The sequence below is a fragment of the Arthrobacter sp. Y3222053 genome (assembly GCF_059092805.1).
In genome coordinates this window covers 754630-779728 of sequence record NZ_JBNHIA010000001.1, presented here as the reverse complement: position 1 = coordinate 779728, position 25099 = coordinate 754630, and the positions used below count along the sequence as shown (strand labels likewise).

General features: G+C 70.9%; 26 protein-coding genes and 1 tRNA gene. 13 read left to right on the top strand and 14 right to left on the bottom strand.

Annotated elements, in window-relative coordinates; genetic code table 11:
• Nucleotides 1–96: 96 nt before the first annotated feature.
• Together AC5RUW_RS03710 and AC5RUW_RS03705 are read right to left on the bottom strand one after the other, a co-directional pair.
• A complete protein-coding gene (locus tag AC5RUW_RS03710; protein WP_494006489.1) occupies nucleotides 97–363 on the bottom strand; it encodes a GlsB/YeaQ/YmgE family stress response membrane protein in 267 nt (88 codons plus the stop codon).
• A 156-nt stretch (nucleotides 364–519) separates the two neighbouring features.
• Nucleotides 520–1140 carry an alpha/beta hydrolase gene (locus tag AC5RUW_RS03705; RefSeq protein ID WP_494159436.1) on the bottom strand — a complete coding sequence of 207 codons (621 nt, stop codon included), beginning with the start codon at nucleotides 1138–1140 and terminating at the stop codon, nucleotides 520–522.
• A 183-nt stretch (nucleotides 1141–1323) separates the two neighbouring features.
• On the opposite strand from AC5RUW_RS03705, the gene AC5RUW_RS03700 reads away from it, so the two are divergent.
• The 4 genes from AC5RUW_RS03700 (at nucleotide 1324) to AC5RUW_RS03685 (ending at nucleotide 6587) form a co-directional block, all read left to right on the top strand.
• Nucleotides 1324–2343, top strand: coding sequence for a 1-phosphofructokinase family hexose kinase (locus AC5RUW_RS03700; RefSeq protein WP_494159435.1), 1020 nt, complete (start codon nucleotides 1324–1326; stop codon nucleotides 2341–2343).
• Nucleotides 2343–4505, top strand: coding sequence for a PTS fructose transporter subunit IIABC (locus tag AC5RUW_RS03695; protein WP_494159434.1), 2163 nt, complete (start codon nucleotides 2343–2345; stop codon nucleotides 4503–4505). The genes AC5RUW_RS03700 and AC5RUW_RS03695 overlap by 1 nt, the downstream gene beginning before the upstream one ends.
• A 30-nt stretch (nucleotides 4506–4535) precedes the next feature.
• The gene (gene ptsP / locus AC5RUW_RS03690) at nucleotides 4536–6239 is read left to right on the top strand and encodes a phosphoenolpyruvate--protein phosphotransferase (RefSeq protein ID WP_494159433.1); all 1704 of its coding nucleotides are present in this window, start codon (nucleotides 4536–4538) and stop codon (nucleotides 6237–6239) included.
• Between the two features lie 69 nt (nucleotides 6240–6308).
• The gene (locus AC5RUW_RS03685; RefSeq protein WP_494006484.1) at nucleotides 6309–6587 is read left to right on the top strand and encodes an HPr family phosphocarrier protein; all 279 of its coding nucleotides are present in this window, start codon (nucleotides 6309–6311) and stop codon (nucleotides 6585–6587) included.
• 202 nt (nucleotides 6588–6789) lie between these two features.
• Here the strand turns inward: AC5RUW_RS03685 and AC5RUW_RS03680 are convergent, their stop codons facing one another.
• From AC5RUW_RS03680 to AC5RUW_RS03665, 4 genes are all read right to left on the bottom strand, one after another.
• Complete coding sequence (locus AC5RUW_RS03680; protein ID WP_494159432.1) at nucleotides 6790–7536, bottom strand: hypothetical protein; 747 nt, start codon at nucleotides 7534–7536, stop codon at nucleotides 6790–6792.
• Complete coding sequence (locus AC5RUW_RS03675; RefSeq protein WP_494159431.1) at nucleotides 7533–8252, bottom strand: hypothetical protein; 720 nt, start codon at nucleotides 8250–8252, stop codon at nucleotides 7533–7535. The genes AC5RUW_RS03680 and AC5RUW_RS03675 overlap by 4 nt, the downstream gene beginning before the upstream one ends.
• A gap of 145 nt (nucleotides 8253–8397) precedes the next feature.
• On the bottom strand, nucleotides 8398–8706 hold the full coding sequence (locus AC5RUW_RS03670; protein ID WP_494006481.1) for a GNAT family N-acetyltransferase: 309 nt from the start codon (nucleotides 8704–8706) through the stop codon (nucleotides 8398–8400).
• Between the two features lie 49 nt (nucleotides 8707–8755).
• Nucleotides 8756–9346 carry a hypothetical protein gene (locus tag AC5RUW_RS03665; RefSeq protein WP_494159430.1) on the bottom strand — a complete coding sequence of 197 codons (591 nt, stop codon included), beginning with the start codon at nucleotides 9344–9346 and terminating at the stop codon, nucleotides 8756–8758.
• 210 nt (nucleotides 9347–9556) lie between these two features.
• Between AC5RUW_RS03665 and AC5RUW_RS03660 the strand changes: the two genes are divergently transcribed.
• Together AC5RUW_RS03660 and AC5RUW_RS03655 are read left to right on the top strand one after the other, a co-directional pair.
• Nucleotides 9557–10654 (top strand): iron-containing redox enzyme family protein, encoded by a 1098-nt coding sequence (locus tag AC5RUW_RS03660; protein WP_494159560.1) that lies wholly within the window; start codon nucleotides 9557–9559, stop codon nucleotides 10652–10654.
• A complete protein-coding gene (locus AC5RUW_RS03655; protein ID WP_494159429.1) occupies nucleotides 10651–10917 on the top strand; it encodes a CDGSH iron-sulfur domain-containing protein in 267 nt (88 codons plus the stop codon). Before AC5RUW_RS03660 ends, AC5RUW_RS03655 begins: the two co-directional genes overlap by 4 nt.
• A gap of 65 nt (nucleotides 10918–10982) precedes the next feature.
• On the opposite strand, the gene AC5RUW_RS03650 is transcribed toward AC5RUW_RS03655, so the two are convergent.
• Nucleotides 10983–11055 (bottom strand) — tRNA-Lys (locus AC5RUW_RS03650).
• Nucleotides 11056–11225: 170 nt separating this feature from the next.
• Here AC5RUW_RS03650 and AC5RUW_RS03645 point away from each other — a divergent pair.
• From AC5RUW_RS03645 to AC5RUW_RS03635, 3 genes are all read left to right on the top strand, one after another.
• On the top strand, nucleotides 11226–11870 hold the full coding sequence (locus tag AC5RUW_RS03645; RefSeq protein ID WP_494159428.1) for a hypothetical protein: 645 nt from the start codon (nucleotides 11226–11228) through the stop codon (nucleotides 11868–11870).
• A gap of 251 nt (nucleotides 11871–12121) precedes the next feature.
• A complete protein-coding gene (locus AC5RUW_RS03640) occupies nucleotides 12122–12739 on the top strand; it encodes a DUF47 domain-containing protein (protein ID WP_494159427.1) in 618 nt (205 codons plus the stop codon).
• Entirely contained in the window at nucleotides 12740–13753 is a 1014-nt protein-coding gene (locus tag AC5RUW_RS03635; protein WP_494159426.1) for an inorganic phosphate transporter, read from the top strand. It begins immediately after the preceding gene.
• A 14-nt stretch (nucleotides 13754–13767) separates the two neighbouring features.
• On the opposite strand, the gene pstB is transcribed toward AC5RUW_RS03635, so the two are convergent.
• The 4 genes from pstB to pstS all read right to left on the bottom strand — a co-directional run bounded on the left by pstB (nucleotide 13768) and on the right by pstS (nucleotide 17905).
• Nucleotides 13768–14547 carry a phosphate ABC transporter ATP-binding protein PstB gene (pstB, locus tag AC5RUW_RS03630; RefSeq protein WP_494159425.1) on the bottom strand — a complete coding sequence of 260 codons (780 nt, stop codon included), beginning with the start codon at nucleotides 14545–14547 and terminating at the stop codon, nucleotides 13768–13770.
• A 31-nt stretch (nucleotides 14548–14578) separates the two neighbouring features.
• Nucleotides 14579–15682: a phosphate ABC transporter permease PstA gene (gene pstA / locus AC5RUW_RS03625; protein WP_494159424.1), complete on the bottom strand. Its 1104-nt coding sequence runs from the start codon at nucleotides 15680–15682 to the stop codon at nucleotides 14579–14581.
• The gene (gene pstC, locus AC5RUW_RS03620; RefSeq protein WP_494159423.1) at nucleotides 15682–16617 is read right to left on the bottom strand and encodes a phosphate ABC transporter permease subunit PstC; all 936 of its coding nucleotides are present in this window, start codon (nucleotides 16615–16617) and stop codon (nucleotides 15682–15684) included. Before pstC ends, pstA begins: the two co-directional genes overlap by 1 nt.
• A 169-nt stretch (nucleotides 16618–16786) precedes the next feature.
• Entirely contained in the window at nucleotides 16787–17905 is a 1119-nt protein-coding gene (pstS, locus tag AC5RUW_RS03615; protein WP_494159422.1) for a phosphate ABC transporter substrate-binding protein PstS, read from the bottom strand.
• A 242-nt stretch (nucleotides 17906–18147) separates the two neighbouring features.
• Between pstS and AC5RUW_RS03610 the strand changes: the two genes are divergently transcribed.
• The 3 genes from AC5RUW_RS03610 (at nucleotide 18148) to disA (ending at nucleotide 21908) form a co-directional block, all read left to right on the top strand.
• On the top strand, nucleotides 18148–19278 hold the full coding sequence (locus AC5RUW_RS03610) for an FUSC family protein (RefSeq protein WP_494006471.1): 1131 nt from the start codon (nucleotides 18148–18150) through the stop codon (nucleotides 19276–19278).
• Nucleotides 19279–19315: 37 nt separating this feature from the next.
• Nucleotides 19316–20683 carry a DNA repair protein RadA gene (gene radA, locus AC5RUW_RS03605; protein WP_494006470.1) on the top strand — a complete coding sequence of 456 codons (1368 nt, stop codon included), beginning with the start codon at nucleotides 19316–19318 and terminating at the stop codon, nucleotides 20681–20683.
• 148 nt (nucleotides 20684–20831) lie between these two features.
• Nucleotides 20832–21908 carry a DNA integrity scanning diadenylate cyclase DisA gene (gene disA / locus AC5RUW_RS03600; RefSeq protein ID WP_494006469.1) on the top strand — a complete coding sequence of 359 codons (1077 nt, stop codon included), beginning with the start codon at nucleotides 20832–20834 and terminating at the stop codon, nucleotides 21906–21908.
• On the opposite strand, the gene AC5RUW_RS03595 is transcribed toward disA, so the two are convergent.
• Complete coding sequence (locus tag AC5RUW_RS03595; RefSeq protein ID WP_494159421.1) at nucleotides 21909–22628, bottom strand: hypothetical protein; 720 nt, start codon at nucleotides 22626–22628, stop codon at nucleotides 21909–21911.
• A gap of 144 nt (nucleotides 22629–22772) precedes the next feature.
• Between AC5RUW_RS03595 and AC5RUW_RS03590 the strand changes: the two genes are divergently transcribed.
• Entirely contained in the window at nucleotides 22773–23720 is a 948-nt protein-coding gene (locus AC5RUW_RS03590; protein ID WP_494159420.1) for an HhH-GPD family protein, read from the top strand.
• A gap of 32 nt (nucleotides 23721–23752) precedes the next feature.
• Here AC5RUW_RS03590 and dhaM read toward each other — a convergent pair whose 3' ends face one another.
• Both dhaM and dhaL read right to left on the bottom strand, forming a co-directional pair.
• A complete protein-coding gene (gene dhaM, locus AC5RUW_RS03585) occupies nucleotides 23753–24457 on the bottom strand; it encodes a dihydroxyacetone kinase phosphoryl donor subunit DhaM (RefSeq protein ID WP_494159419.1) in 705 nt (234 codons plus the stop codon).
• Nucleotides 24454–25098 carry a dihydroxyacetone kinase subunit DhaL gene (gene dhaL / locus AC5RUW_RS03580; protein WP_494159418.1) on the bottom strand — a complete coding sequence of 215 codons (645 nt, stop codon included), beginning with the start codon at nucleotides 25096–25098 and terminating at the stop codon, nucleotides 24454–24456. The genes dhaM and dhaL overlap by 4 nt, the downstream gene beginning before the upstream one ends.
• Nucleotide 25099: the final 1 nt, after the last annotated feature.

Genomic DNA, 25099 nt, shown 5'->3' with positions numbered 1-25099 from the left:
GAAGAGGGTACGTGAGACACGTCAGGGGCGGCCCGGCGGAAGAATGCTTCCGCTGGACCGCCCCGTCGGCCGCTCCCGATGGAGCGGGAACTGCAGTTAGGCGCGTGCCCGGTTCTTGGTCAGGAAACCGTAGACGAGCAGGACGACGATGGAGCCCAGGATGGCCAGCAGCCAGGTCTGGATGGAGAAGAAGTCCTCCAGGCCTGCGTCGAAGAGGACGCTGCCAAGGAAGCCGCCCAGCAGGGCGCCGACGACGCCGAGCACCATCGTGATGATGATGCCGCCGCCCTGGCGGCCCGGGAGGATGGCCTTGGCGATCAGACCGGCAAGCAGTCCGAGGACGATCCAACCAATGATTCCCATGATGAATACTCCTTGCGTGGTACGAGTAGTGACTTTCCAGCTGACCTGTAGGTCTCTGCTGCCCCCACACTATTCATAAGCATGCTTAGGTTGCAAGTCAAGGGGTTTTGGAAGGTGGCATCCCCGGCGGCCAGAAGGGCCTGATTGGCGCTCCGGCTAGGCGAGATACCGGCGCAGGAAGACGCCGACGTCGCGCACTTCCTCGGCCCCGATCCGGTGCCCCATTCCGGGGTAGGTGCGCATGGTCAGAGCGGTGTTCGCCTCCAGCCACCGGGCGGTGTGCGCCACCGCGTCCTCATGGATCATCCAGTCCCGGCGGTCCCTGCCCCAGAAGAACGGCACCGGCTCCGAGAGCGGCTCGGCCATGGCCAGCAGCTCGTTCTCCGCGACGAAGCCGGAGAGCCCGACGACGGCGGTGAAGGCCTGAGGGCGAAGCCGCAGGATCGTCACGGCCATGGCCATGCCCTGGGAGAAGCCCAGCAGGCTCACCCCGGTGAACCCGCCCTCGCGGCGCAGCCGGTCGATCCTGGAGAGCAGCACGGTGCCCGCCTCGATCACCTCGCCGGTATCCGACTGCAGCAGGGGATCGAGCAGGAACCACCCGTAGTCGCTGCCCACCGGGAAGGGTCCGCGCAGCGCGGCGCCCGTCACGCCGTCGGGCAGCGCCGCGAACAGATCCCGCATCCGCTCCTCGGTGGAGCCGTAGCCGTGCAGCATGACCAGCAGGTGGGTGCCGGCGCGCCGCCCCTCGGGCGCGGACCACAGAACGGATTCCATTTCTCCAGCGTAGCGCTGCCCCATCAGGGCCCCGGCGCGGGCCCCACGCGCCGTCCCATTGCATTAGCTACGGGGGAAACCTAGAGTCGCTAAGACGCACATACCCGTGGCTCAAGGCCACAGATTGCGGGTGCGCATGAGAGTCGGACCAAGGCGGCACGCCACACCGACGGCGGTGGCCGCATGATCGTCACCCTGACCGCCAACCCCAGCCTGGACCGCACCATTGCCCTTCCCGGTCCGCTGCTTCGCGGAGCGGTACAGCGCGCCGACGCCGTCTCGGAAGAGCCGGGCGGCAAGGGCGTCAACGTCTGCCGCGCCCTGACGGCCTCCGGTGCCCGGGCCCTGGCCGTCCTGCCCGGGGCGGACACCGATCCGCTCATCACGGCCCTCGCCGGCACCGGCGTCCCCTACGCCAACCTGCCGATTTCCTCCGCGCTGCGGTCCAACATCACGCTGACGGAGCCGGACGGCACCACCACCAAGATCAACGAACCGGGCCCGGTCTTCACCGCCGCCGCACAGGAACAGCTGCTGGCCCTGCTGGTCCGGGCCTGCCGCGCCGCCGACGGGCCCGCCCGATGGGCGGTGCTGGCCGGGTCCCTGCCCCCGGGGCTGCCCGCCGACTTCTACGCCCTCGCCGCCCACGCCCTGCGGGAGGCCCTGGGCGCGGACGCCCCGGCGGTCGCCGTTGACTCCTCGGGCCCCCCGCTGCTTGGCGCGCTGCTGCACCAGGGCTCCCCCGACCTGATCAAACCCAATGCGGAGGAGCTGGCCGAGGCCTCTGCCGTCGCCACCGGCGAGGAGCTGGAGCAGGATCCGGCGCTGGCCGCCGCCGCCGCCCGGGTGCTCATCCGGCAGGGAGCCAAAACGGTCCTGGCGACGCTCGGCGGCAAGGGAGCCCTCCTGGTCACGGCGGAAGGCTGCTGGATGGGAGTGCACCCGCCCATCGTTCCGCGTTCGACGGTGGGCGCGGGAGATTCCTCCCTTGCCGGCTACCTTCTGGCCGCCGTCGCCGGCGCGTCTCCGCAGGACTGCCTGCGCCAGGCCGTGGCCCACGGTGCTGCGGCAACCGCCCTGCCCGGCACCGCCCTGCCGGCCCTCGCCGACACCACGCCCGAGGCGGTTACCGTCTCGACCATCGTCCCCGCCCCGCTGCCGCCCACCCCTGCGCCGGCCGGAACGGGACAGGAGGAGGACTGATGTCTGAACTCATCACCCCACAGCTGGTGACCCTGGACCGCAGCCTGGGCACGGACCGTGCCGAGGTCATCCGACACCTGGCCGAACAGGTGGTTGCGGACGGCCGGGCCACCGACTTCGACCAGCTGTATGCCGACGCCATGGCCCGGGAGCAAAAGACCGCCACCGGCGTGCCCGGCGGCATTGCCATCCCGCACTGCCGTTCCGCCGCTGTCACGCAGGCCTCCCTCGCGATGGCCCGGCTGGACCCGCCGGTGGACTGGGGCGCCAAGGACGGTCCGGCCGACATCGTGTTCTTCATCGCCGCACCCGAGGGCGCGGACCAGGAGCACCTGCAGCTGCTGGCCAAGCTGGCCCGCTCCCTGGTCCGCAAGGACTTCACGGCATCCCTTCGCGCGGCTTCCAGCCCCGGGCAGGTGGTTGAACTGGTCGACGGCGCCCTCGGCCTCGGGCCGGCCGCCGACGCCGGCTCGACGGCGCCTTCCGCTGCCGGGGCCGGAACGGCGGACGCCGCGGGATCGACCGCCAACGCCGCCTCGGCCGCGGGCACGGCGAGCGCCGGTGCAGCCGGTGCCACCGGCGCGCACGCGGCGGGTGCCGACACCGCTGCCGGGGCCGGAACGGACACGGGAGGAACCGGCTCCAGGCCGGCCCGCCTGGTCGCCGTCACCGCCTGCCCCACCGGCATCGCGCACACCTATATGGCAGCAGATGCGCTGGCTGCGGCCGCCGCGGAACAGGGCGTCGACCTGCAGGTGGAGACCCAGGGGTCCGCCGGCTCCACTCCCCTGGATCCGGCCGTCATCCGGGACGCTGACGCAGTCATCTTCGCGACCGACGTCGATGTCCGGGACAAGGGGCGGTTCGCCGGCAAGCCGGTGGTGGACGGGCCGGTGAAACGGGGCATCGACGAGCCCGGCGTGATGATCGACGAAGCCCTCGCCGCCGCCCGGAATCCCGACGCCCGCCGGGTCTCCGGCGACGGCGGCGACAGCTCCGGCCAGCCGGAGTCTGCGGCGGGCGAAAGCTTCGGCGGCCAGCTGAAGCGGGCCCTGCTCACCGGCGTCAGCTACATGATTCCCTTCGTGGCCGGCGGCGGCCTGCTGATCGCCCTGGGCTTCCTGCTGGGCGGCTCCAGCGGGTGGGAGCTGGCCCTGACGACCAATGACCAGCTCAGGGCTGATGTCATCCTTTCCGACTACACCCTGTTCAACCCACCGCCCGAAGGTGTGCTCTTTTTCCTGGGCGCGGTCTTCTACAAGATCGGCACCCTGTCGATGGGCTTCCTCGTGCCGGCGCTGGCCGGTTACATCGCGTACGCGCTGGCGGACCGGCCCGGCATTGCACCGGGGTTCACCGTGGGTGCGGTGGCCCTGTTCATGGACGCGGGCTTCATCGGCGGCATCATCGGCGGCCTGCTGGCGGGCTACGTGGCCCGCTGGATCGGCACCTGGACGGTTCCCAACTGGCTCCGCGGGCTGATGCCCGTGGTCATCATCCCCCTGCTGGGATCGCTGATCGCCTCGGGGCTCATGATCCTGGTCCTCGGCGGGCCCATTGCCGCCCTCACGCTGTGGCTGAATGATGCCCTCAGCGGGCTGAGCGGCGCCGCGGCCATCGTCCTGGGCCTGGTCCTGGGTCTGATGATGGGCTCGGACCTCGGCGGGCCGATCAACAAGGTGGCCTACGCCTTCGCCGTCGCGGGCCTGGGTGCGGGCAGCCTCGACAACCAGGCGCCCTGGCAGATCATGGCCGCGGTGATGGCTGCCGGCATGGTGCCACCGCTGGGCATGGCCCTGGCCTCGACCGTGCTGGCCAAGAACCGGTTCTCGCTGGCGCTGCGGGAAAACGGCAAGGCGGCGTGGCTGCTGGGAGCGGCCTTCATTTCCGAGGGCGCGATTCCGTTCGCCGCAGCGGATCCGTTCCGCGTGATCCCCGCTTCGATGGCCGGGGGCGCGGTGGCCGGAGCCATCTGCATGGCCTCCGGCGTGACGAGCCAGGCCCCGCACGGCGGGATCTTCGTGTTCTTCGCGATCGGCAACGTGCTCATGTTCGTCGTGGCCATCCTCGCCGGGATGGTGGTCTCCGCGCTGGTCCTTGTGGGCCTGATGCAGGTCGGCAACCGGGACCGCAGCAGGCAGTCGGCTACTGCGGCCGCGTAGGCTCTCCACTCACGACAGGAAGGCAGCTATATGCGCACCATCAAGGGAATCGGCGTCAGCGCCGGCCGGGTCCTCGGCCCCTCCCGGCGGATGCCGCCGCCGGTGCCGGAGCCGGCCGCCGATGCTCGTTTCGGCTCGGACAGCACCGTCGACGGCGAGAAGGAACGCCTGCGTGATGCCGCCGAAGCCGTGCAGCAGGACCTGCGGCACCGGGCCTCCACCGCATCCGGCGATTCGAAGGCCGTCCTCGAAGCGACGGCCATGATGGCCACCGACCCGATGCTGCTCAAGGCGGCCGGCAAGCACATCAACCAGGGGATGAGCGCCGAGCGCGCCGTCTGGGAGGCCGGCATGGAGGTTGCGGCCATGCTGCAGGGCCTGGGCGGCTACATGGCCGAGCGCACCCAGGACGTACTCGATGTCCGGGCACGGATCGTCGCCCGGCTCGACGGGCTGCCGGCCCCGGGCATTCCGGACTCGGAGGTGCCGTTCATCCTCACCGCGGAGGAGCTGGCCCCGGCGGACACGGCCACCCTGGACCCGAAGAAGATCATCGGCCTGGTCACCAGCGGCGGCGGCCCCCAGTCCCACACCGCCATCCTGGCCCGCTCGCTCGGCCTGCCCGCCGTCGTCGGGGCGCTGAGCGCGGACTCCATCGCCGACGGCGCCGAGGTCTTCCTCGACGGGACGGCCGGCACCGTGGTGGTCAACCCGGGGGTCGCCGAGCGGGAGGCCGCGCAGAAGTACGCTTCGCGGGTCTCGCTGCCGCCCTTCAGCGGGACCGGCGCGACGTCGGACGGGTACCGGGTCCCGCTGCTGGCCAATGTCGGCTCGGGCAAGGATGCCGAGAAGGCCGCGGCCGCCGGAGCGGAGGGGGTCGGGCTGCTGCGCACCGAATTCTGCTTCCTGGGCCGGGACACCGAGCCCTCCCATGAGGAGCAGGTGCAGGCCTACGGCTCGGTCTTCGCGGCGTTCCCGGGCCGCAAGGTCGTGGTCCGCACCCTGGACGCCGGCGCCGACAAGCCGCTGCCGTTCCTGACGGATATCAGCGAGCCGAACCCCGCCCTGGGCGTACGCGGCTTCCGCACCGACCGGGCGTTTCCGGGAGTGCTCGAACGCCAGCTGCAGGCGATCGCCGAAGCCGCCGGGACCCACGGAGCAGATGTGTGGGTCATGGCGCCGATGATCTCGACCGCCGAGGAGGCCGCCGATTTCGCTGTCATGTGCACGGCCGCAGGTTTGGCCGTGCCGGGAGTGATGATCGAAGTCCCGGCGGCGGCCGTCATGTCGGAAGCCATCCTGCGCCGGGTCCGGTTCGCGTCGCTGGGCACCAACGACCTGACGCAGTACACGATGGCGGCAGACCGCCAGCTCGGCACCCTTGCCGCCCTCAACGACCCCTGGCAGCCCGCCGTCCTGCAGCTGATCTCCCGAACCGTCGACGGCGGCCGCCGGGCGGGGCAGGGCTCCGGCGACGGCGTGGAGGGCCGCCCGGTCGGGGTCTGCGGCGAAGCGGCCGCGGATCCGGCGCTGGCGGTCGTCCTGGCCGGCATGGGCGTCACCACGCTCTCCATGACGCCACGGGCGCTGGCCACGGTAGGGGCTGTCCTGTCCTCCGTGACCATCGAGGAGGCCCGTGAGCTGGCGGCGCGGGCCCTCGCCGCCGCGACCGCCACGGAGGCCAGGACGCTGGTCCGCTCCCGGCTTCCGGTGCTGGAACAGCTCGGCCTCTAGCCCGGCCTCTGTTGCTCGATGAACTCCGCGCCCCGCCGGGGCCGCGGTCCAGGGAAAGGAAGGCAGAACATGGCGGAACGAAAAGCGACCATTGCCAGCCGGGTCGGGCTGCATGCGCGCCCGGCCTCCATCTTCGCCGAGGCGGCGGCGGCGCAGCCGGTGGATGTGACCATCGGGATGGACGGCGAGCCGGCGGAGGAGGCGATGGATGCGGCCAGCATGCTTGCCCTGATGAGCCTGGGCGCCTCCAACGGAGACGTGGTGGTGCTGCGGGCCGAGGGAGACGGGGCCGAGACAGCCCTGGACGAACTGGTCAAGGTCCTGGAGACGGACCTGGACGCGCAGTAGCCGTTCACGGCTGCGGAATATGCCGCGGAAAGCGCGCTGGAAAGCGAAGGAATCCCGGATAGTGCCGGACATGGCGAAGCCAGCGGCGGTTAGGCCGCTGGCTTCGGCTGTAACTTCACGCTGACCCCCCACAGGCAGCGGACGTTACATATTCATTATTCTGGCACACGATCATGTTAATGTGAACGCCGTTTCGAAAGTGTTATGTATGCGGCCGCACGGCGTTAATGGAAGCCAGCAGGTTCCGCCGGTCCCGCTGCTGCCGCCAATGCACGCCCTGGATCACCATGAGGCCCAGCGTGACTGCTATCACCGCGCAGAACGGCAGGTAGAAATTCAGGTCTCCCAGCTCCACGGGCGTCAGCCGGAGCAGCACGAAAAGGACCACTTTCAGCAGCCCGAGGGCGATGAGCCCGGCCGCGACCCTCGCCAGGCCCGGATAGCCGGAGCGGGCAGCTGTCGCCACCGCGGCAACCGCCACGCAGGCGGCCACATACCCGGGATAAAGGCGCCCCAGCGTGGCGTACAGCTCCACACTGAACTGATAGTCGTACCCGACCAGCCCCGTCCGGGTCTCCGGCAGGTCGCTCAGCACGAAGGTCAGCACGGTCAGCGCCCCCACGATGCCGAACACCCACCAGCCCACGGGACCGACGACAAGGCGTCCTGCGCGGGGTGCGTCGAAGGCGACCGCCATCCGGGAGCCCAAAATCAGGAAAATGACATAGAGGCAGAATCTCAGCAGCAGATTTGCCACATTCCCGCCGCCGAGGAAGGCGTCCACCGGTTCATAGAAAACGGGCAGGCTCAGTGCCATGGACACGGTCAGCAGCAGCAGGCACACGGTCATCGCCCGGCTCCGTCCGCGTACCGCGGCCGGGACCCGCACCACGAATCCCACGGCCGTAATCACCAAAGCGGCCCACTGCATTGCCGTGGCGGCATTCATCCGAGATTCTCCAACAGGGTCTGTTTGCGGTTTTCGTCGTGTTCCATTTTCCTCAGCGCCTTGCCCAGGACCTCCAGCCGATCCCGCGCCAGCAGGACCAGTTCGGACGCGCTGAGCCGGAACAGTGCCTGCTCCCGGCCCTGGAGCGGCCACCCGGCCTCGTCCGGGGTGAGCACTCCGGTGACCACCAGCCCGCTGGCCAGCGACACGCCGGCCAGCCGTCCGGCGGCGACGGCCAGTTCCGGGCTGAGCCGGCCCGCCTGCAGCTGCGCGGACAGATTCTGCGGTGCCACCCCGGTTTCCGCCGCAAGCCGCTGGCGCAGGTCGCCGGGGTCCACGGCGTCGAACCAGGCGCGGACGGAATAGGGATGCGGATAGGCGGAGAGCTCCGGCATGCGGTCCTCGCCCTCGCTGCGGGCGACCAGCACCTTCAGGATGCTGACGTAGTTGACCTGGCTGATCAGCTCGGCGTCGAGCGGCGGGCGTACGCCCGCCGCCAATCCGGAGTACTCGTCAAAGTAGGACAGCGCCTGGACCGGTTCCTGGTCGCAGGCACGCGCCACGCGGACCACCGTCGACTCCGAGACCTTTCCCCGGACCAGCTGCTGGGCGAGGGTGGAGCGTTTGATGCCGGCGAGCCGGCAGAGGTCGGCCGTGGACTCCCCGGGAGCGGCCAGCTGGCGCCAGGCGGTGAAGGCCTTTGCGCTCACGGACATGGCGCACCCCGCCCCCTGATTGGATTTATCCCCACGGCACCCAGTATAGTTGTGGCACTGGCTCCCCCTTCTGCGTTCCCCCCATATGCAGAGCGGGGAGCCAGCTCCAATTAACGCCGCGGTTCACGACGGCGCCGTGGGGCCCTCAGGGTTCCTGCGGCCAGGAGACCAGGTGGCTGTACCCTGGATGCTTTTCGAGATACCGCGCCATATACGAGCAGTACGGCTTGATCCTGCGGCCCTGCCCGGCAATGTCCTCCACCGCGTACTGCGCCAGCTGCGAGGACCAGCCCTGGTGCCGAAAGCGCGGTTCCACGACCGTATGGGTCAGCGCGACCGCACCGCCCTCCGGGACGAAGTCGGCAATGCCGGCCAGCTCACCGTCCACCCGCAGCTCGTATCGGTCCAGCTCGTCATTGCGCCGCACCTGCACATCTGCCCGCCTGTGTTCCATGGACAGAGCCTGCCACCGGCGGGCGGTTTTGGCCATAGCCCGACGCCGCTCACCCGCGTCCGGCTTCGCCGTCCAGCCGCCGCCACGCGGTTTCCAGCGCCTCGACGGCGCGGGCATACGAGGGCTGGTCGGAGGCCTGCTCCAGGGCCCGGCCCCGGGCCCCCTCCGCCTCACGCATGGCGCGGATCAGCGAGCTCGTCAGCGGCTGGGAAACATCGCTGAGGCCGGGCCGCTCCAGGGCCTTGAAGGGATCCAGTTCGTAGCTGCGCCACTGCTCCAGCACCAGCTCGTGCCGTTCCACGAGCGAGTCCAGCCGCCGCCGCTGCAGCCGGCGGCTCCTTTGTGCCAGCAGCGCACGCCGCCTCCGGTGGGTCCACCAGGCGGCGCCTCCGGCCGAAGCCAGCAGGACCGCGCCGGCCAGCGGGGCAAGCTGCGGCAGGACCAGGGCCGCCCAGACCGCGCCCAGCACCATGCCCAGGGCACCGGTGAGCACCACCCAGAAAAGTCGTTCGGTGTCTTCGGCCTCGTCGTCGCCCGTGCGCCGAAGCGAGGCGTCGGCCAACCAGGCGGTCCCGCCGGCCGCGCCGCCCATCAATACCAGGGCGGCAATGAACTGCAGCCACTCTCCCGGGCCCGTCATCGCCTGGCTTCCTTTCCGCCGGTGCCTGCGGCCGGGGCGTCCCCGCGCTCCGGCCTGCCTCCATTTCATGCCGTTCGACGCCGCTTGGCAACGTCCCCGGACCACGCCCGCGCGCCGCGCCGAACCAAGTATGCTGATTGTTCCCAGCGGTGCCGCCACGGCCCGCCGCCCCGACCCCGGCAGCGCCGGAGCTGAGGATAGACCATGACGATGCCCATGCCGCAGGCCCGCGGGCCGCTGAGCGCCGCCCTGCTGGACGCCCTGGGAACCCTGGACACCGCCTGCGACGACCGCACTGCGGATCTGCTCGCCCTGGCGGAGCGCAGGATTGAAGCCGGCACCGACGTGCTTCGGGACAACGACCTGCAGCTGAGCCTGTACTGCCTCTACGAGCTGTACTACGGCGGGCTGCCCGGTGTGCCGGCCGACGCGGAGTGGCATCCGGAGCTGATCCGGCTGCGGAGCGTGCTGGAGACGGCCTTCGAAACGGCCCTGCGCGCCGCGGTGACCCTTCCCGACCTCCCGGAGCCCACGGCGGCGGCGGTGTCGGAGCTGCTCTTCGCCCTGGCTGCTGAGGACGACGGGCCGTCCGTGTCCCGCTTCATCGGCCAAAAGGCCACCCTGGACCAGCTCCGCGAGTTCCTGATGCTGCGCTCCATCTACCAGCTGAGGGAGGCCGATCCGCACAGCTGGGCGATACCGCGCCTGCCGGTGGGCCGGGCCAAGGCGGCCCTGGTGGAGATCCAGGCGGATGAATACGGCGGCGGCCGGGCGGACCAGATGCACTCGCACCTGTTCGCCGTGACCATGGACGGCCTGGGCCTGGACAGCTCGTACGGCGGCTACCTGGACCGTGCCCCGGCCCTGGTGCTGGCCGCCAACAACGCCATGAGCCTGTTTGGGCTGAACCGCCGGCTGCGCGGCGCGGTGGCCGGGCACCTGGCAGCCTTCGAAATGACCTCGTCGATACCGAACTCCTTCTACGCCCGCGGCTTCCGCCGGCACGGGTTCGACGGTGCCGTCGTGCACTATTTCGATGAGCATGTGGAAGCCGATGCCGTGCACGAACAGATCGCCGCACGCGACCTGGCCGGCGGGCTGGTGGAGGCCGAGCCCGAGCTGCTGGCCGACGTCGTCTTCGGCGCCTGCACCGTGCTGGCCCTGGACGCACTGGCCGGCCGGGAACAGCTCGAGGCGTGGAAGGAAGGGCGCTCCGCACTGTATTTCCCGGAGGCTGCCGACGGCGGTTCCGGAGCCGCCGGCGCCGCGCTCGACGCCGCCGCCCTGGCCGAAGGAGTGCCCGCATGAGCCGGGACAACCAGACCGACGACGCCGCCGCCGCCTCGATTGTTGCCTACCCCAACGGACCGCTGCTGGTGCGGGGCAACTTCGAAATCGTCACGCCCGAGGGGGAACCGGTGCCGCGGGACCGCGAAACGGTGGCGCTGTGCCGCTGCGGCGGCTCGGCCATCAAGCCGTTCTGCGACGGCCGGCACAAGCTCCTGAACTTCGACACGGAATCCACGGCGAAGGCACCCACTCCGCGCACCCTTCCCGGTGCCGGCAACTGAACCGCAACCGCCCCTGGACAGCAAAAAAGTGCCCCCGGAACCAATGTTCCAGGGGCACTTTGCCGTAGGCCCTGTGGGGATCGAACCCACGACCCGCGGATTAAAAGTCCGCTGCTCTACCAACTGAGCTAAAGGCCCGCCACCGATCCGGACGCCGGCTCCGAAGGGCCGGCACGAATCAGCGTTTTTACTTTATCCCACCGGAACCCGGCGCGGGAAAACCCGCCGGCCGACGTCGTCTGCGGTGCCGACCCGGGGACCGTTGATCCGCCTCGATCCGGCGCCGCCCGCGGGAGTATTCTCGAAGCATGAGCGAGTCCTCATCCCAACCTCCCCGCCATCACAAGCCCAAGCCGTTCACTCCGCAGGACTTTGCGAACTTCGCCGGCGGCGCCGATCCGGCCCGGGTCTCCGAGGCCGCGCACCTCGCCGCCCAGGCGCTGGTCCACCACGGCCGCCGTGCCGATGACCCGGAGATCACCCGGCGCCTGGTCGAACTGGCCGACCGCCAGGGCCTGGAGTCCATCGCAGAGCTGTGGGCCGAAAGCCCGGCCCGGTCCCTTCCCGGGGCCCTGTGGCGCCTGTATGCGCTCCGCGCCGCCGTCCAGCAGGATCCTGAGCGGGTGGCCGCGTACTACGCCGCAGGCAAGGACGTTGCACAGGTGTCCAAGGTGGTCGCCGGCGTGGCCGAACCGCTCGGCGCCTCGGAGGTCCGCGGCATGGCCGACACCATCCTCTCGGGTGCCTTCCAGGGCGACTTCGACGTTGCCCTGGAACGGTTTGCCGCGTTCTGCCGGGTGGTGGCCCTCGGACAGACCCACCACGCCGATGACGCGGAGGCAGCCCACAGCGGGCGCGCCACCGCGCTGACACGCAACGCCCGGCAGCTGGTCCGCACGGCCGAAGACCTCGAGGCGTCCGCCCGTGCCTGGCGGCGCGGAGAACTGGACTGAACGGCGCTGCTGTGAGACCCGCCACCGGGCCCGGCCTCCGTGTTGACATCATCCACGGCGAGTAGAAGACTGAAACTGGTGTCGGACCGTGGAACCCCCGGGCTTCAACCTTTAGCCGCTGCGAGCGGCCTTCCGCCGAGAGGCGCTCCCGGTTCGGCACCATTACTCTGTCCGGGGCCGGCAGCGGCCGCCCCGCCCCAGACATCCGATATTCTTCTGGATGTGATGATCACCGAGCCGCACCCGGCGTCGTGAAGCTCCGCCTGTTTCCCCAGGACACCGCGGGCCTTGACCTGCTGTCCCGGACCGCCGGGCAGCTGCTGGACGGCACGGCCGTCCTGGCCGAGATGCTGGGAGCAGACCCCGACGGCTTCGACCGGCTGGTCGAAGACATGCACCGGATCGAAGCCGAAGCCACCGATCTGCACTTCGCCCTGATGACGCAGATGCGCACCAGCTTCATCAATCCCCTCCCCCGGGAAGACCTGTACGAGCTGTCCCTGCTGCTGCTCACCGCCGTCGAGCGCCTTGACGGAGCAGCGGAGATCATCGGCCTGTACCGGCCCGCCAAGCTCTCCCGCCGCGCCGCCGAGGTGCTGGAGGTGATCAGCCGCCAGTCCGAGCTGACCGTGGCCGCCATGCGTCGCCTGGCCTCGCTGCAGGACCTGGAAGAGTACTGGATCGAGATGCTGCGCCTGACCAAGCGGGCTGAACGCACGCACCGCATGTGGGTGGCTGAGATGCTGCAGGACCTCAAGCCCGCCGCGTACGCCCGCCACCGCGACCTGGCCGACCAGCTGGCCTCGGTGGTGTCCGGACTGCGCTCCACTGCCACCTACGTCGGCGGCGTGCTGGTGCGTGAATCGTAGGTGACCACCGTCCTGCTGGGCGCCACCGTGCTCATCGCCGGGGCCTACGCCTTCATCAACGGCTTCCATGACGTCTCCAATTCGGTGGCCACGTCCGTGCGCACCCGGGCCCTGACCCCGCGGATCGCCGCCGGCCTGGCCGCCGGCTTCAACCTGGCGGGCAGCCTGCTCAGCACCGCCCTCGCCGTCGCGCTCACGGTCCGGTTCGTGGAGCTGCCGGCGGGCACCGGCGGGCTCGGCATCCTGCTGGCCGGCCTGCTGGCGGCCTGCAGCTGGGGGCTGTGGACCTGGTGGCGGCGGATTCCCTCCTCCTCGACCCACGCCCTCGTCGGCGGCATCGTAGGCTCGGGTGCGGCTGCCACGCTGGTCGGCGGCGAGAACATCTCCGGCTCGGCCCGGGTGATCTGGGAACAGATCGCCCTGCCGCTGCTGCTGTCCCCGCTGATCGCCTTCGCCCTGGCCTACCTGCTGGTCTTTCCCGCCAGCTGGCTGATGCGCTACAGCTCCCCGCGGCGGGGCGACGCCGGCAACCGGATGGCGCAGTCGGTGTTCACCTCGGCCTTCGCCCTGGGCCACGGGCTGCAGGACGGGCAGCGGACCATGGCCGTGATCGTGCTGGCCCTGGCCGCCGCGGGCGCCGCCGACACGGCGGCCATCCCGCTCTGGGTGCAGATCTTCGCGGGCACCGCGCTGGCCGCCGGCACCCTGTTCGGTTCCTGGCGGCTGACGCACACGCTGGGCTACAACCTGGTCCGGGTGGATCCGCTGCGCGGCATGAGCGCCCAGGCGGTCAGCTCGAGCATGCTGTTCCTCGGCGGCCTCTGGCTGCACATGCCGCTGTCCAGCACGCAGCTGATGACGAGCGCGATCGTGGGCGCCGGCGTCAACCAGCGGTTCTCCACGCTGCGCCGGTCCGTGCTCCGCGAAATCCTGGCGACCTGGCTGGCCACCGCGCCGGCCGTGGCGGTGCTGGGCGGCATCCTGTTCCTCGCCCTGTCCCCCCTGCTGGGCTGACGAACGTCCCGGGCCTACCCGAAGCGGCCGGAGACGTAGTCCTCGGTGGCCTTCTGGGACGGGGTGCTGAAGATCGTGGCGGTGTCGTCGTATTCGATCAGCTTGCCGGGCTTGCCGGTGCCGGCGATGTTGAAGAACGCCGTCTTGTCCGAGACCCGGGCGGCCTGCTGCATGTTGTGCGTGACGATGACCACGGTGTAGTCGCTCTTGAGCTCCTCGATGAGGTCCTCGATGGCGAGCGTGGAGATCGGATCCAGCGCCGAGCAGGGTTCGTCCATGAGGATCACCTCGGGCGAGACGGCGATGGCGCGGGCGATGCACAGGCGCTGCTGCTGGCCGCCGGAGAGGCCCGAGCCGGGCTTGTCGAGCCGGTCCTTGACCTCACGCCACAGGTTGGCGCCCTGCAGCGACTTCTCCACCAGGTCGTCGGCATCGGACCTGGAGATCCGCTTGTTGTTCAGCTTGACGCCGGCCAGCACGTTGTCGCGGATGGACATGGTGGGGAACGGGTTCGGCCGCTGGAAGACCATGCCGACGTGGGTGCGGACGGTGACCGGATCCACGCCGGGGCCGTAGAGGTTCTCTCCGTCCAGCAGCACCTCACCCTCGACGCGGGCGCCGGGAAGCACTTCGTGCATCCGGTTCAGGGTGCGCAGGAAGGTGGACTTGCCGCAGCCGGAGGGGCCGATGAAGGCGGTGACGGACCGGGCCTCGATGTTGATGTTCACGTCCTCCACGGCCAGGAAGTCGCCGTAGTAGACGTTGAGGTCCTTGACATCGATTCGCTTGGACACTGTGGTTCCTTTTCTTTGCAGGTCCCGGCGCCTAGCGCCCGGCCTTCGGGGCGAAAATGCGCGCGATCAGGCGGGCGGCGAGGTTCAGCAGCATCACCGTGAGGATCAGCAGCAGCGCCGCCGCCCAGGCCCGCTGGGTGCTGGGGTCGGTATTGGTCGGCGAGGTGGGGCTCATCAGCTGCCGGTAGATGAAGGTCGGCAGCGTGGTCATCCAGCCGGAGAACGCGTTGAAGTTGATGGTGTTGACGAAGCCGGCGGTGACCAGCAGGGGCGCGGTCTCGCCGATGATGCGGGCAATGGCGAGGGTGACGCCGGAGGCGATGCCGGAGATCGCCGTCGGGATGACCACCTTCACGATGGTGCGCCATTTGCGCACGCCCAGGGCGTAGGAGGCCTCACGCAGCTCGTTGGGAACGATCTTGAGCATCTCCTCGGTGGAGCGGACCACCACCGGGATCATCAGCACGGACAGCGCGACGGCGGCCACGATGCCCATGCGGGCGCCGGGCCCGAGGATCAGGCCGAAGAACGCGGCGGCGAACAGGCCGGCGACGATCGAGGGGATGCCGGTCATCACGTCCACGAAGAAGGTGATGGCCCGGGGCAGGGGCCCGCCGCTGCTGTATTCGACCAGGTAGACCGCTGCGAGCAGGCCCACCGGCACGGAGATCAAGGTGGCCCAGAAGGTGATCTGGAGGGTGCCGACGATGGCGTGGTAGGCGCCGCCGAGGACGGGGCCGCCGGTTTCCACGGTGTTGTTGTCCACCGAGCCGGTCATGCCGCCCATCGAGGTGAGCAGGAAGTCCGGGGACAGGCCGGGCAGGCCGCGGGCCAGCACCGTCCAGATCACCGAGACCAGCGGCACCAGGGCCACGATGAACGCCCCGTAGATGAGGTAGGTGGCGAGGCGGTCGACGGCCTTGCGCCGGCCTTCGACCATCCCGGTCACCGCGGTGGCGCCGAGCACGAACAGGACGGCGGAGAGGATCGCGAAGGACGCGATGCTGAAGCCGATCAGGGCGGAGAGGGCCGCCCCCAGCACGATCGCGGCGCCGAGCACCACCCAGACGGCATAGCCCGGCAGCCGGTTCTTGGACAGCAGCGCGGCCGGTCGGTTCAGGACGGTCTGGCTCATCAGTTGGCTCCGGAGAATTCTTTGTGGCGGGCAATGATCCAGCGGGCGATCATGTTCACCGCGAGGGTGATCAGGAACAGCACCAGGCCGGCGGCGATCAGCTCGGAGAGGCGCAGGCCGTAGGCCTCGGGGAAGTTCAGGGCGATCTCGGCGGCGATGGTCTGGTTGCCCGGCCGGATCAGGCTGGCGATGAGGCCGCCGGAGGACAGGACCAGGGCGACGGCCATGGTCTCGCCCAGGGCGCGGCCCAGGCCGAGCATGACGGCGCTGATGATGCCGGGGCGGGCGAAGGGGAAGACCGCCATCCGGATCATCTCCCAGCGCGTGGCACCCATGGCCAGGGCGGCCTCCTCATGCAGCTTGGGGGTCTGCAGGAAGATCTCGCGGGACAGCGAGGTGATGATCGGCAGCACCATGACGGACAGGACGATTCCCGCCGTCAGCATGGTCTTGCCGGTCTGGCTGGCCGGGCCGGAGAACAGCGGGATCCAGCCGGCGTTCTCGGCCAGCCAGTTGTACGGACCCACCAGTGCGGGGGCGAGGACCAGCATGCCCCAGGCGCCGTAGACCACCGACGGAATCGCCGCCAGCAGGTCCACGAGGTAGCCCAGGCCCTGGGAGAGGCGCCGCGGCGCGTAGTGGCTGATGAACAGGGCCACGCCCAGGCCCACCGGAGTGGCGATCACCAGGGCGATGAACGCCGCGATGACGGTGCCCACCACCAGCGGCAGGATGTAGCTGAGGAACCCGTGTCCGCCGGTGATGTCCTCGCCCGGTGCGCTGAACGTCGGCAGCGCCTGCCAGAGCAGGAAGACGGCGACGGCAAAGAGGACCAGGAGGATCAGGCAGCCGGCGAAGAGGGTGGCCCCGGAGAAGACTCTGTCTCCGGCCCGGCCGGCGCTGTCATTGGCGCCCTTGAGGGACTTGCTGGTCACTGAAATACCCTTCAACAAACTTGTCGGCGAACGTTACGGGATCTGGTGTTCGGGACTTCGCCGGTGGCCACTTTTACCTTACCGAAGTCGGGAGGCGGCCTGTCCCGCCGCAGGCCTCCCCCGGTCCGGGAAACCGGATCGGGGGAGGCCCGGGCTGTGACGGAATCCGCTAGGACGCGGCCTGGATGGAGTCGATGGCGGTCTCCGCCTGTTCCCTGAGGTTCTCGGAGAGCGGAGCGTTGCCCGCGGCGTCGGCCGCGGCCGACTGGCCCTCCTCGCTGATCACGTAGTGGCCGAAGGCCTTCACCAGGTCCGCGGCCTCCTGGTTTTCGTAGCTGGTGCAGAAGACATGGTAGGAGACCAGGACCAGCGGGTAGGCGCCGGCTTCAGTGGTGGTCCGGTCCAGCTGCATGGCCATGTCGGCCTCCGGCCGGTGCTCCCCCTCGACCGGTGAGGACGCCTCCACGGCCTTGGCGGCGGCGTCGGCGCTGTAGGCGACGTATTCCCCGCCGACTTCAAGGGCGACCGTGCCCAGCCCGCCGACGGCGGATGCGTCGGCGTAGGTGATCGCGCCCTCCGTGCCGGACGCGGCGGAGACGACGCCGCTGGTGCCCTGGCCGTTCTCGAAGCCGCCGAGCGCCTCGGGCCACTCGCCGTCGGGCTCGTCGGTCCAGACCTCGGGCGCGGCGGCGGCCAGGTACTCGGTGAAGTTGGTGGTGGTTCCCGAGTCGTCGGCGCGGTGCACCACGGTGATCGGAGTGTCCGGCAGTTCGGTGCCCTCGTTGTGGGCGGCGATGGCCGGATCGTTCCAGGCGGTGATGTCGCCGCGGAAGATGGAGGCGAGGGTGGCCGCGTCCAGGTTCAGGGTCTCGACGCCGGGCAGGTTGAAGGCCACGGCGATCGGGGAGATGTAGGCGGGGACGTGGAGGGCGCCGTCGGGCCCGCAGGCCTCAAGGGCGGCGGCCGCCTCTTCATCGTCAAGGTAGGCGTCCGATCCGGCGAACTGCACGCCGCCGGCCAGCAGCGCGTCCCGCCCGGCGCCGGAGCCGTCCGGCGAGTACTGCACGGACGCGCCGGGGTGGGCCGCTGCGAACCCGGCGATCCAGGCCTGCATGGCCGAGTCCTGCGACGATGCTCCGGCACCCGAGAGGGTGCCGGTGATGGTGCTGGTGCTGTCGCCGGCGGTGTTGCCCGCCGCCGGGGCGGCGCTGTCGCTGCCGCACGCCGCCAAACCGAATGCGGCCACCGAGAGGACGGCCGCGGTACGGCCGAAACGCATTGCTTTCACTTCTGTCCCTTCCAGGGGATGGATGCCATGTGGCCGGTCCGGCGCCGGTGGACCCTTTGTGTCCGGGGAGGGATTCCCCATAAACGAGACTGCACCCCGAAGGTGAACGGCAGGTGAACTGCCGGGGAGCGGCCGGGGAGCGGCCGGGGAAGTTTCGGTGGCCGGCACGCGCCCGGCGCTGCAGGCCGTCACAGAGCGGAGGAGCCTCCGTGTACGTTTGCCCGCCGCATAGACTTGGACCCATGCCAGCCCGCGAGCGCCTGTCCCGAAGCCGGGGGTTCCTGCGCAACCGCTTCAAGGTGGGGCTGCGGCGCAGCCGGAACTCCCTGGTCCCCGCCCTGCAGATGACGATCTGCGCGGTCGGCGCCTACGCCTTCGCGGAATACGTGCTCGGCCACGAAGGCCCCCTGTTCGCCGCCACGGCGGCCCTGGTCTCCCTGGGCTTCTCGCGCGAACCGCGTACCCGGCGGGTGCTGGAGGTCGGCATCGGCTGCACCCTGGGCATCACCGTGGGCGAGCTGCTGCTGACCCTGCTCGGCCCGGGCCTGTGGCAGGCCGCCATCGTGCTGTTCGTCTCGGTGATGCTCGCCCGCTTCCTGGACCGCGGCGTCATCTTCACCACCCAGCTCGGCCTGCAGTCGCTGCTGGTGGTGCTCCTGCCCGCTCCGGAGGGCGGGGCGTTCACCCGCAGCGTGGATGCCGTCGTCGGCGGCCTGTTCGCGCTGCTGGTCACGATGCTGGCGCCCCGTGATCCTCGGCGGGAGCCGCGGACCGCCGTGCGGGAGCTGCTGCAGGAGCTGTCGGCCGTGCTGCGGCAGACCGGCGAGGCCGTGGCGCGCAGCGACTCCACCGCCGCCTGGCACGCCCTCGTGCGGGCCCGCAACACCCAGCCCCAGCTCGACCTGCTCGAGCGCAGCGTCCGCGACGCCAGGGAAATCGCCCGCCTCTCCCCCGCCTACCGCCGCCACCTGGCGGAACTGGGCGACCTGCGCGGGTCGATCAGCTACCTTGACCTGGCGGTGCGCAACAGCCGGGTGCTGGCCCGGCGCGCGGCGTCCGTGATCAACCACGCCTCCCTCAGCGACGACGCGATCGAGAACGTCTCCGAAGTGCTGCAGGACACTGCGGAGGCCGTGGACATCCTCGCCCGGGCGCTGGGCGGGCATGAATCCACCGACACCCGCGAGCGCCTGCTGCGCCACGCCCGGAACGCGCTGGCCGCCGTCGGAATGCGCCTGGAACCGCGCGCCATGGACGTGACCAATCCGCAGGGCGACGCCCTGATCATGCTCTTCCGCCCCATGCTCGTGGACCTGCTGGAATCCACCGGGCTGTCCCACGACGAGGCGGTGTCCTACCTGGCGGAGGTCTGACCCCGGCGGTGTCGGCGCCCCGGGATAGCCTTTTGCCATGGCCACCAAGACCCGTTCCCGCGCCGCCGCCAACTACCGCTGCACCGAATGCGGCTGGACCACCGCCAAATGGGTGGGGCGCTGCGGCGAGTGCCAGGCCTGGGGCACCGTCGAGGAAGCCGTCGACACCGTCGCCCGCACCACCGCAGCGGCCACCGTGGCCCGCCCCGCCCTGCCGATCGGCGAGGTCGACGCCGCCACCGCCGCCTACCAGCCCACGGGCGTGGGCGAGCTGGACCGGGTGCTCGGCGGCGGGCTGGTGCCCGGGGCCGTGATCCTGCTCGCCGGCGAGCCCGGCGTCGGCAAGTCCACGCTGCTGCTCGACGTCGCCGCGCGGGTGGCCGGGCAGGGCCGCAGGGTCCTGTATGTGACGGGCGAGGAATCCGCCGCCCAGGTGAAGCTGCGCGCGGAACGGATCAACGCCGTCAGCAGCGCCCTGTACCTGTCCGCGGAGACCGACCTCGCCCAGGCCCTGGGGCAGGTGGAGCAGGTGGATCCGGGGCTGCTGGTGGTCGACTCGGTGCAGACGCTCAGCAGCACCGCGGTCGACGGCAGCGCCGGCGGCGTGAGCCAGGTCCGCGAGGTCGCGGCGTCGCTGATCAACGCCGCCAAGACCCGGAACATGACCACCCTGCTGGTCGGCCATGTCACCAAGGACGGCTCCATCGCCGGGCCGCGGCTGCTCGAGCACCTGGTGGATGTGGTCTGCCAGTTCGACGGCGACCGGCACTCCCGGCTGCGGCTGGTCCGTGCGGTGAAGAACCGGTACGGGCCCACCGACGAGGTGGGCTGCTTCGACCTCACCGAAGACGGCATCGAAGGCCTGGCGGATCCCAGCGGGCTGTTCGTCTCCCGGACCAAGGACCCCGTCTCGGGCACCTGCATCACGGTGACCCTGGAGGGCCGGCGTCCGCTCGTGGCCGAGGTGCAGGCCCTGCTCGCCGAGACCGGCAACGCGCAGGCCCGCCGCGCCACCAGCGGCCTGGACTCCGCGCGGGTGGCCATGCTGCTGGCGGTCCTGCAGCAGCGGGCGTCCATGAACCTCGCCAAGGACGACAGCTACGTGGCGACGGTGGGCGGGGTCCGGCTCACCGAGCCGGCGACCGACCTGGCGGTGGCCCTGGCCATGGCCTCGGCGAAGATGGACAAGCCGCTGCCGGCCCGGCTGATTGCCTTCGGCGAAGTGGGCCTGGCCGGCGAGGTCCGGCCGGTGCCGGGGATCAGCCGCCGGATCAACGAGGCGGAGCGGCTCGGTTTCACCCACGCCGTGGTCCCGGCCTCCCCGAACGGTCCGGGCCAGGTGCCCGCCGGGTTCAAGGTGCGGGAGGTCGGCACCCTCGGCGAGGCCCTCGAACTGCTGTTCTAGGCGGAAACTACCCGGGCGGCGGCCGAAACCGCGGCCGTCATGTGACCTTTTCCGGCCTCGGGACGCTCCGTGCGCCCACTAGGATGGGAAAGTCTGAGCATAACTGTGCCCGAAACCGCCCCCGGGCCCAGGGCCGGAAGGATCTAACATGGCACGCACGCCCGAGGACGCACTCCGGGCCACCTTGGCGCGGGTCGCGCCCGGCACCGACCTGCGCGACGGGCTGGAGCGCATCCTGCGCGGCCGCACCGGCGCGCTCATCGTGCTCGGCTTCGACCGTACCGTCGACTCGATCTGCTCCGGCGGCTTCGACATCGGCATCGACTTCTCCCCCACCCGGCTGCGGGAACTGGCCAAGATGGACGGCGCCATCGTCTGCGACAAGGAGGCCCGGAGCATCCTGCGGGCCGCGGTGCAGCTGGTCCCCGACCACACGATCGAGACCCACGAATCAGGCACCCGCCACCGCACCGCGGAGCGCGTGGCCATCCAGACCGGTTTTCCGGTCATCTCGGTCAGCCAGTCCATGCAGATCATCCAGCTCTACGTCGGCGGGCTGCGCCACGTGCTGGAGGGCTCCGAGCCGGTGGCGGCACGGGCCAACCAGGCGCTGGCCACGCTGGAACGCTACCGGTCGCGGCTGGACCAGGTGACGAACTCGCTGTCCGCCCTGGAGATCGAGGCGATGGTGACCGTCCGCGACGTCGCGGTCACGCTGCAGCGGCAGGAAATGGTGCGGCGGATCTCCGAGGAGATCGCCCAGTACGTGCTGGAGCTCGGTGTGGACGGCCGCCTGCTCTCCCTCCAGCTCGAGGAGCTTACGGCCGGCCTGGGCCCGGGCAGCGACATGATCATCCGGGACTACATGCATCTGGCCGACGGCGAGCTGGCCGTCGACGAGCAGGTGGCCACGCTGCAGCGGCTGAGCCCCTCCGACATGGTGGACCTGGGCAAGATCGCCGCCGTGGTGGGTTTCCAGCCCGGACAGGACTCGCTGGAGGCAGTGGTCCAGCCGCGCGGCTACCGGCTGCTGGGCAACATCAAGTCCGTTCCCCCCGCCGTATCCAACCGGCTGGTGGAGCATTTCGGCGGGCTGCAGAACCTGATGGCGGCCAACATCGAAGACCTCATGCAGGTCGAGGGCATCGGTGAACAGCGGGCCCGCACCGTGCGGGAGGGCCTGTCCCGGATCGCCGAGACCAGCCTGCTGGACCGCTTCATGTAGCTACTCGAGCTGGAACACTGCCTTTTCGCTGGTCAGCGCCCCCAGGGCCGCGGTGAAAACGTAGGTCCCCGGTGCCGGGTTCCCGGGCACGGGCGCGCAGCCGGGGGCTGACCGTATGCGGTCCCAGGGCAGGACCGCCGATTCCGTCGCCCCGGGTTCGAAAGCCTTCCACAGGTCCTCTCCGGGCTCCTGGCAGTCCACCGATGAGAAGATGCGGTCCGAGCCGCTGGTGACCAGGAATTCCATCCGGCTGGTTCCCACGTTGATGTCGCAGGGCTCGGAGCCGGTGTTGGTCACGCTGAGCGTCAGCAGCGGACTGGTCCCGGCCGCGTAGACCGGCGAGTCGGTGCCTGCCTCCACCCGAATCACCCCGGCCGGGCACTCGTTGCGCCCCGGCTCCCCGTTGTCGGCGCCGTCGGCCGCGCCCGTCTGCTGCGGCTCCGCCCCCTCCTGCGCCGCCCCCTCCGTCGTTCCCGGGGTGGCCGCGGGTGACGGGGCGGGCGCTGCGGAGGGCGCCGGCCCGGCCGACGCAGTGTCCCCGCCGGAGGTCAGTGCCCGCACCACGGCAATGCCGCCGAAGACGATGCCTGCCAGCAGCAGCAGGGCCAGCAGGGCGGCCAGCCGGCGACGCCGGTACACCGCCGGGCTTTGCCGCTTCGGCCCGCCGGGGGAGGATCGCCCGACTGTGCCGCTGCGCCTGGGATCCGGGTTTCCTGCCATGACTTAAGGCTAGGGACCCCGGGACGCATAGGGCGGCGGGGCACGCCGGTGGCGGCCGGAATCACTGTCTGTCACGGCGGCACGGCACGGAGCGCCGCAGAGCACGGCAGTAAAGTAGGGGGTCGGCAAAGAGGAGGCACCACGGTGGAGACCGGTTCGACGGTTCAGCAGCTGCATCGGCTGATTCCGGAATGGTTCGGGCACGCCGCCCGGGACCTGCCCTGGCGGAAGCAGGAGTGCACCGCCTGGGGCGTGCTGGTCAGCGAGGTGATGCTGCAGCAGACGCCGGTGGTGCGGGTGCTGCCGGTCTGGGAGGAATGGATGCGGCGCTGGCCCGGACCCGAGGACCTTGCCGCCGAGCCGGCCGGGGAGGCCGTCCGGGCCTGGGGGCGGCTGGGGTACCCGCGGCGCGCCCTTCGGCTGCATGCCGCAGCCCGGGCCATTGCCGCGGACCACGGCGGCACGGTGCCGGACAACCGGGAGCAGCTGCTCGAACTGCCCGGCGTCGGAGACTACACCGCCGCCGCGGTTGCGGCGTTCGCCTGGGGCCGGCGGGAAACCGTGGTGGACACCAACATCCGGCGGGTGCACGCCCGGGCGGTCTCCGGCCGGGCGCTGCCGGCACGGTCACTGACGGCAGCCGAGATGCGCCTGGCCGAGGAGCTGCTGCCCGCCGGACGGGCGGACTCCGTGAAGTGGAACGCATCCGTCATGGAGCTGGGGGCCCTGATCTGCACGGCCCGCTCGCCGCGCTGCGATGAGTGCCCGGTGCGAGCCGAATGCGCCTGGGTGGCGGCCGGACGCCCGGAGCCGGATTACGTGCCGCGCGGCCAGGCGTGGGCCGGCACCGACCGGCAGGTGCGCGGTGCGATGATGGCGGTGCTGCGTGCCGCGTCCGGACCCGTTCCACGCGGCCTGCTGCTGCAGGGCCCGGTGGACCTGGTCGAGCCCGATGCGGACACGGAGCTGGCGCCGCTGGCGCGCCTGCACGGGCTCCAGGCCCCGGCCGAACAGATGGAGCGGGCGCTGGCCGGGCTGCTCGCGGACCGGCTCGCCGAGGAGCAGCCGGCCGGGATCCGCCTGCCGGGCTGACCTGCGGCCGGATCCAGCTGCTGGACCTGCGGCTAGATCTCGCCGAAGCCGTTGCGGACTTCGACGCCGAGGATTTCCACCGCCCGTTCGGCATCTGGTCCGGTGGCTTCGACCTCCAGCGTCTGCCCTTGGCGCAGGCCCAGCGTCATCAGCATCATCACGCTCTTGCCGTCCACGCCGTTGATCGTGATGTCGGCATCCAGGTCCGCCATGGCCTGGGCCACCGCGGCGGCCGGCCGGGCATGCAGCCCCATGGGGTTCACCAGCGTCCACGCCCCACGGTGCACGGCACCGTCGTCGGGGTCGGTGTCGTCTCGGGTGCGTCCGTCCGCGGCCGGCGCCTCGGCCCGACCCCCTGCTCCCCCGGCGGCCTCCGCATCTGCCACCACTTCTGCCACCCCGCGCCCGCCCTGGGCCGCGACGGCCGCCGCCACGGCTCCCTCCACGAGCGGCGCGTCGGCCATCCGCACCCGTTCCTGCTGCTCCGGGTCCAGGAACTCCACGGCCGACTCCGCGGTCATCACGGCTGAGCCCAGGTCGGTCAGCAGGACCGCCCCGTCGCCGGTATCCACCTCGGCGATTCCGGCGAGGATCTTTTCGAGGCTGGTGCCGATGCCGTCGTCGTCCGTGCCGCCGGCCGCTGCTATGGGCACGTCGGCGGCCATCTGGGCCGCCAGTTCCCTGACGCCCTGGGCCAGCCGGGCACTGTGCGAGACGATCACCAGGCCCACCGTCATTCCGGCGCCCCCGCCGCACGGGCGGCCGCCCTGAGGATCAGGGCAGTGGAGGCCGCGCCCGGGTCCAGGTGACCGGCGCTGCGCTCACCCAGGTAGCTGGCGCGGCCCTTGCGCGCGGTCAGCGGCTCCGTGGCCGCCAGGCCCTCCTCGGCGGCGTCGGCGGCGGCGGCCAGGGTCTGGGCGGCGTCGCCGCCGTGCTCAGCCGTACGGCGCGCGGCCTCAGCCGCCGGCGTCCACGCATCGACCATGGTCTTGTCGCCGGGTTCGGCCTTGCCGCGCGACGTCAGCCCGCCCAGCGCGGCCTCCACCATGTCGGCGACGTCGGTTCCGCCAAGCTCGGCCTTGCCGGCGGTGGAGGTGGCCGCGCGCAGGAAGGCGGTCCCGTAGAGCGGGCCGGCCGCGCCGCCCACCTTGGACATGAGGGTCATGGCCGCCGTCTTCAGCACATCGGAGGGCGCGGCCGGCGGCTCCGGAGCGGCATCAAGCTTCCCGACGACGGCGGTGAACCCGCGGTCCATGTTCTCGCCGTGGTCGGCGTCGCCGATCTCCCGGTCCAGGTCGATCAGCCGCTGCCGGTTCGCGGCCAGCACCTCGGCGCTGTCACGCATCCACTGCACCGCCCAGGCGGCGTCGGCGGCCATC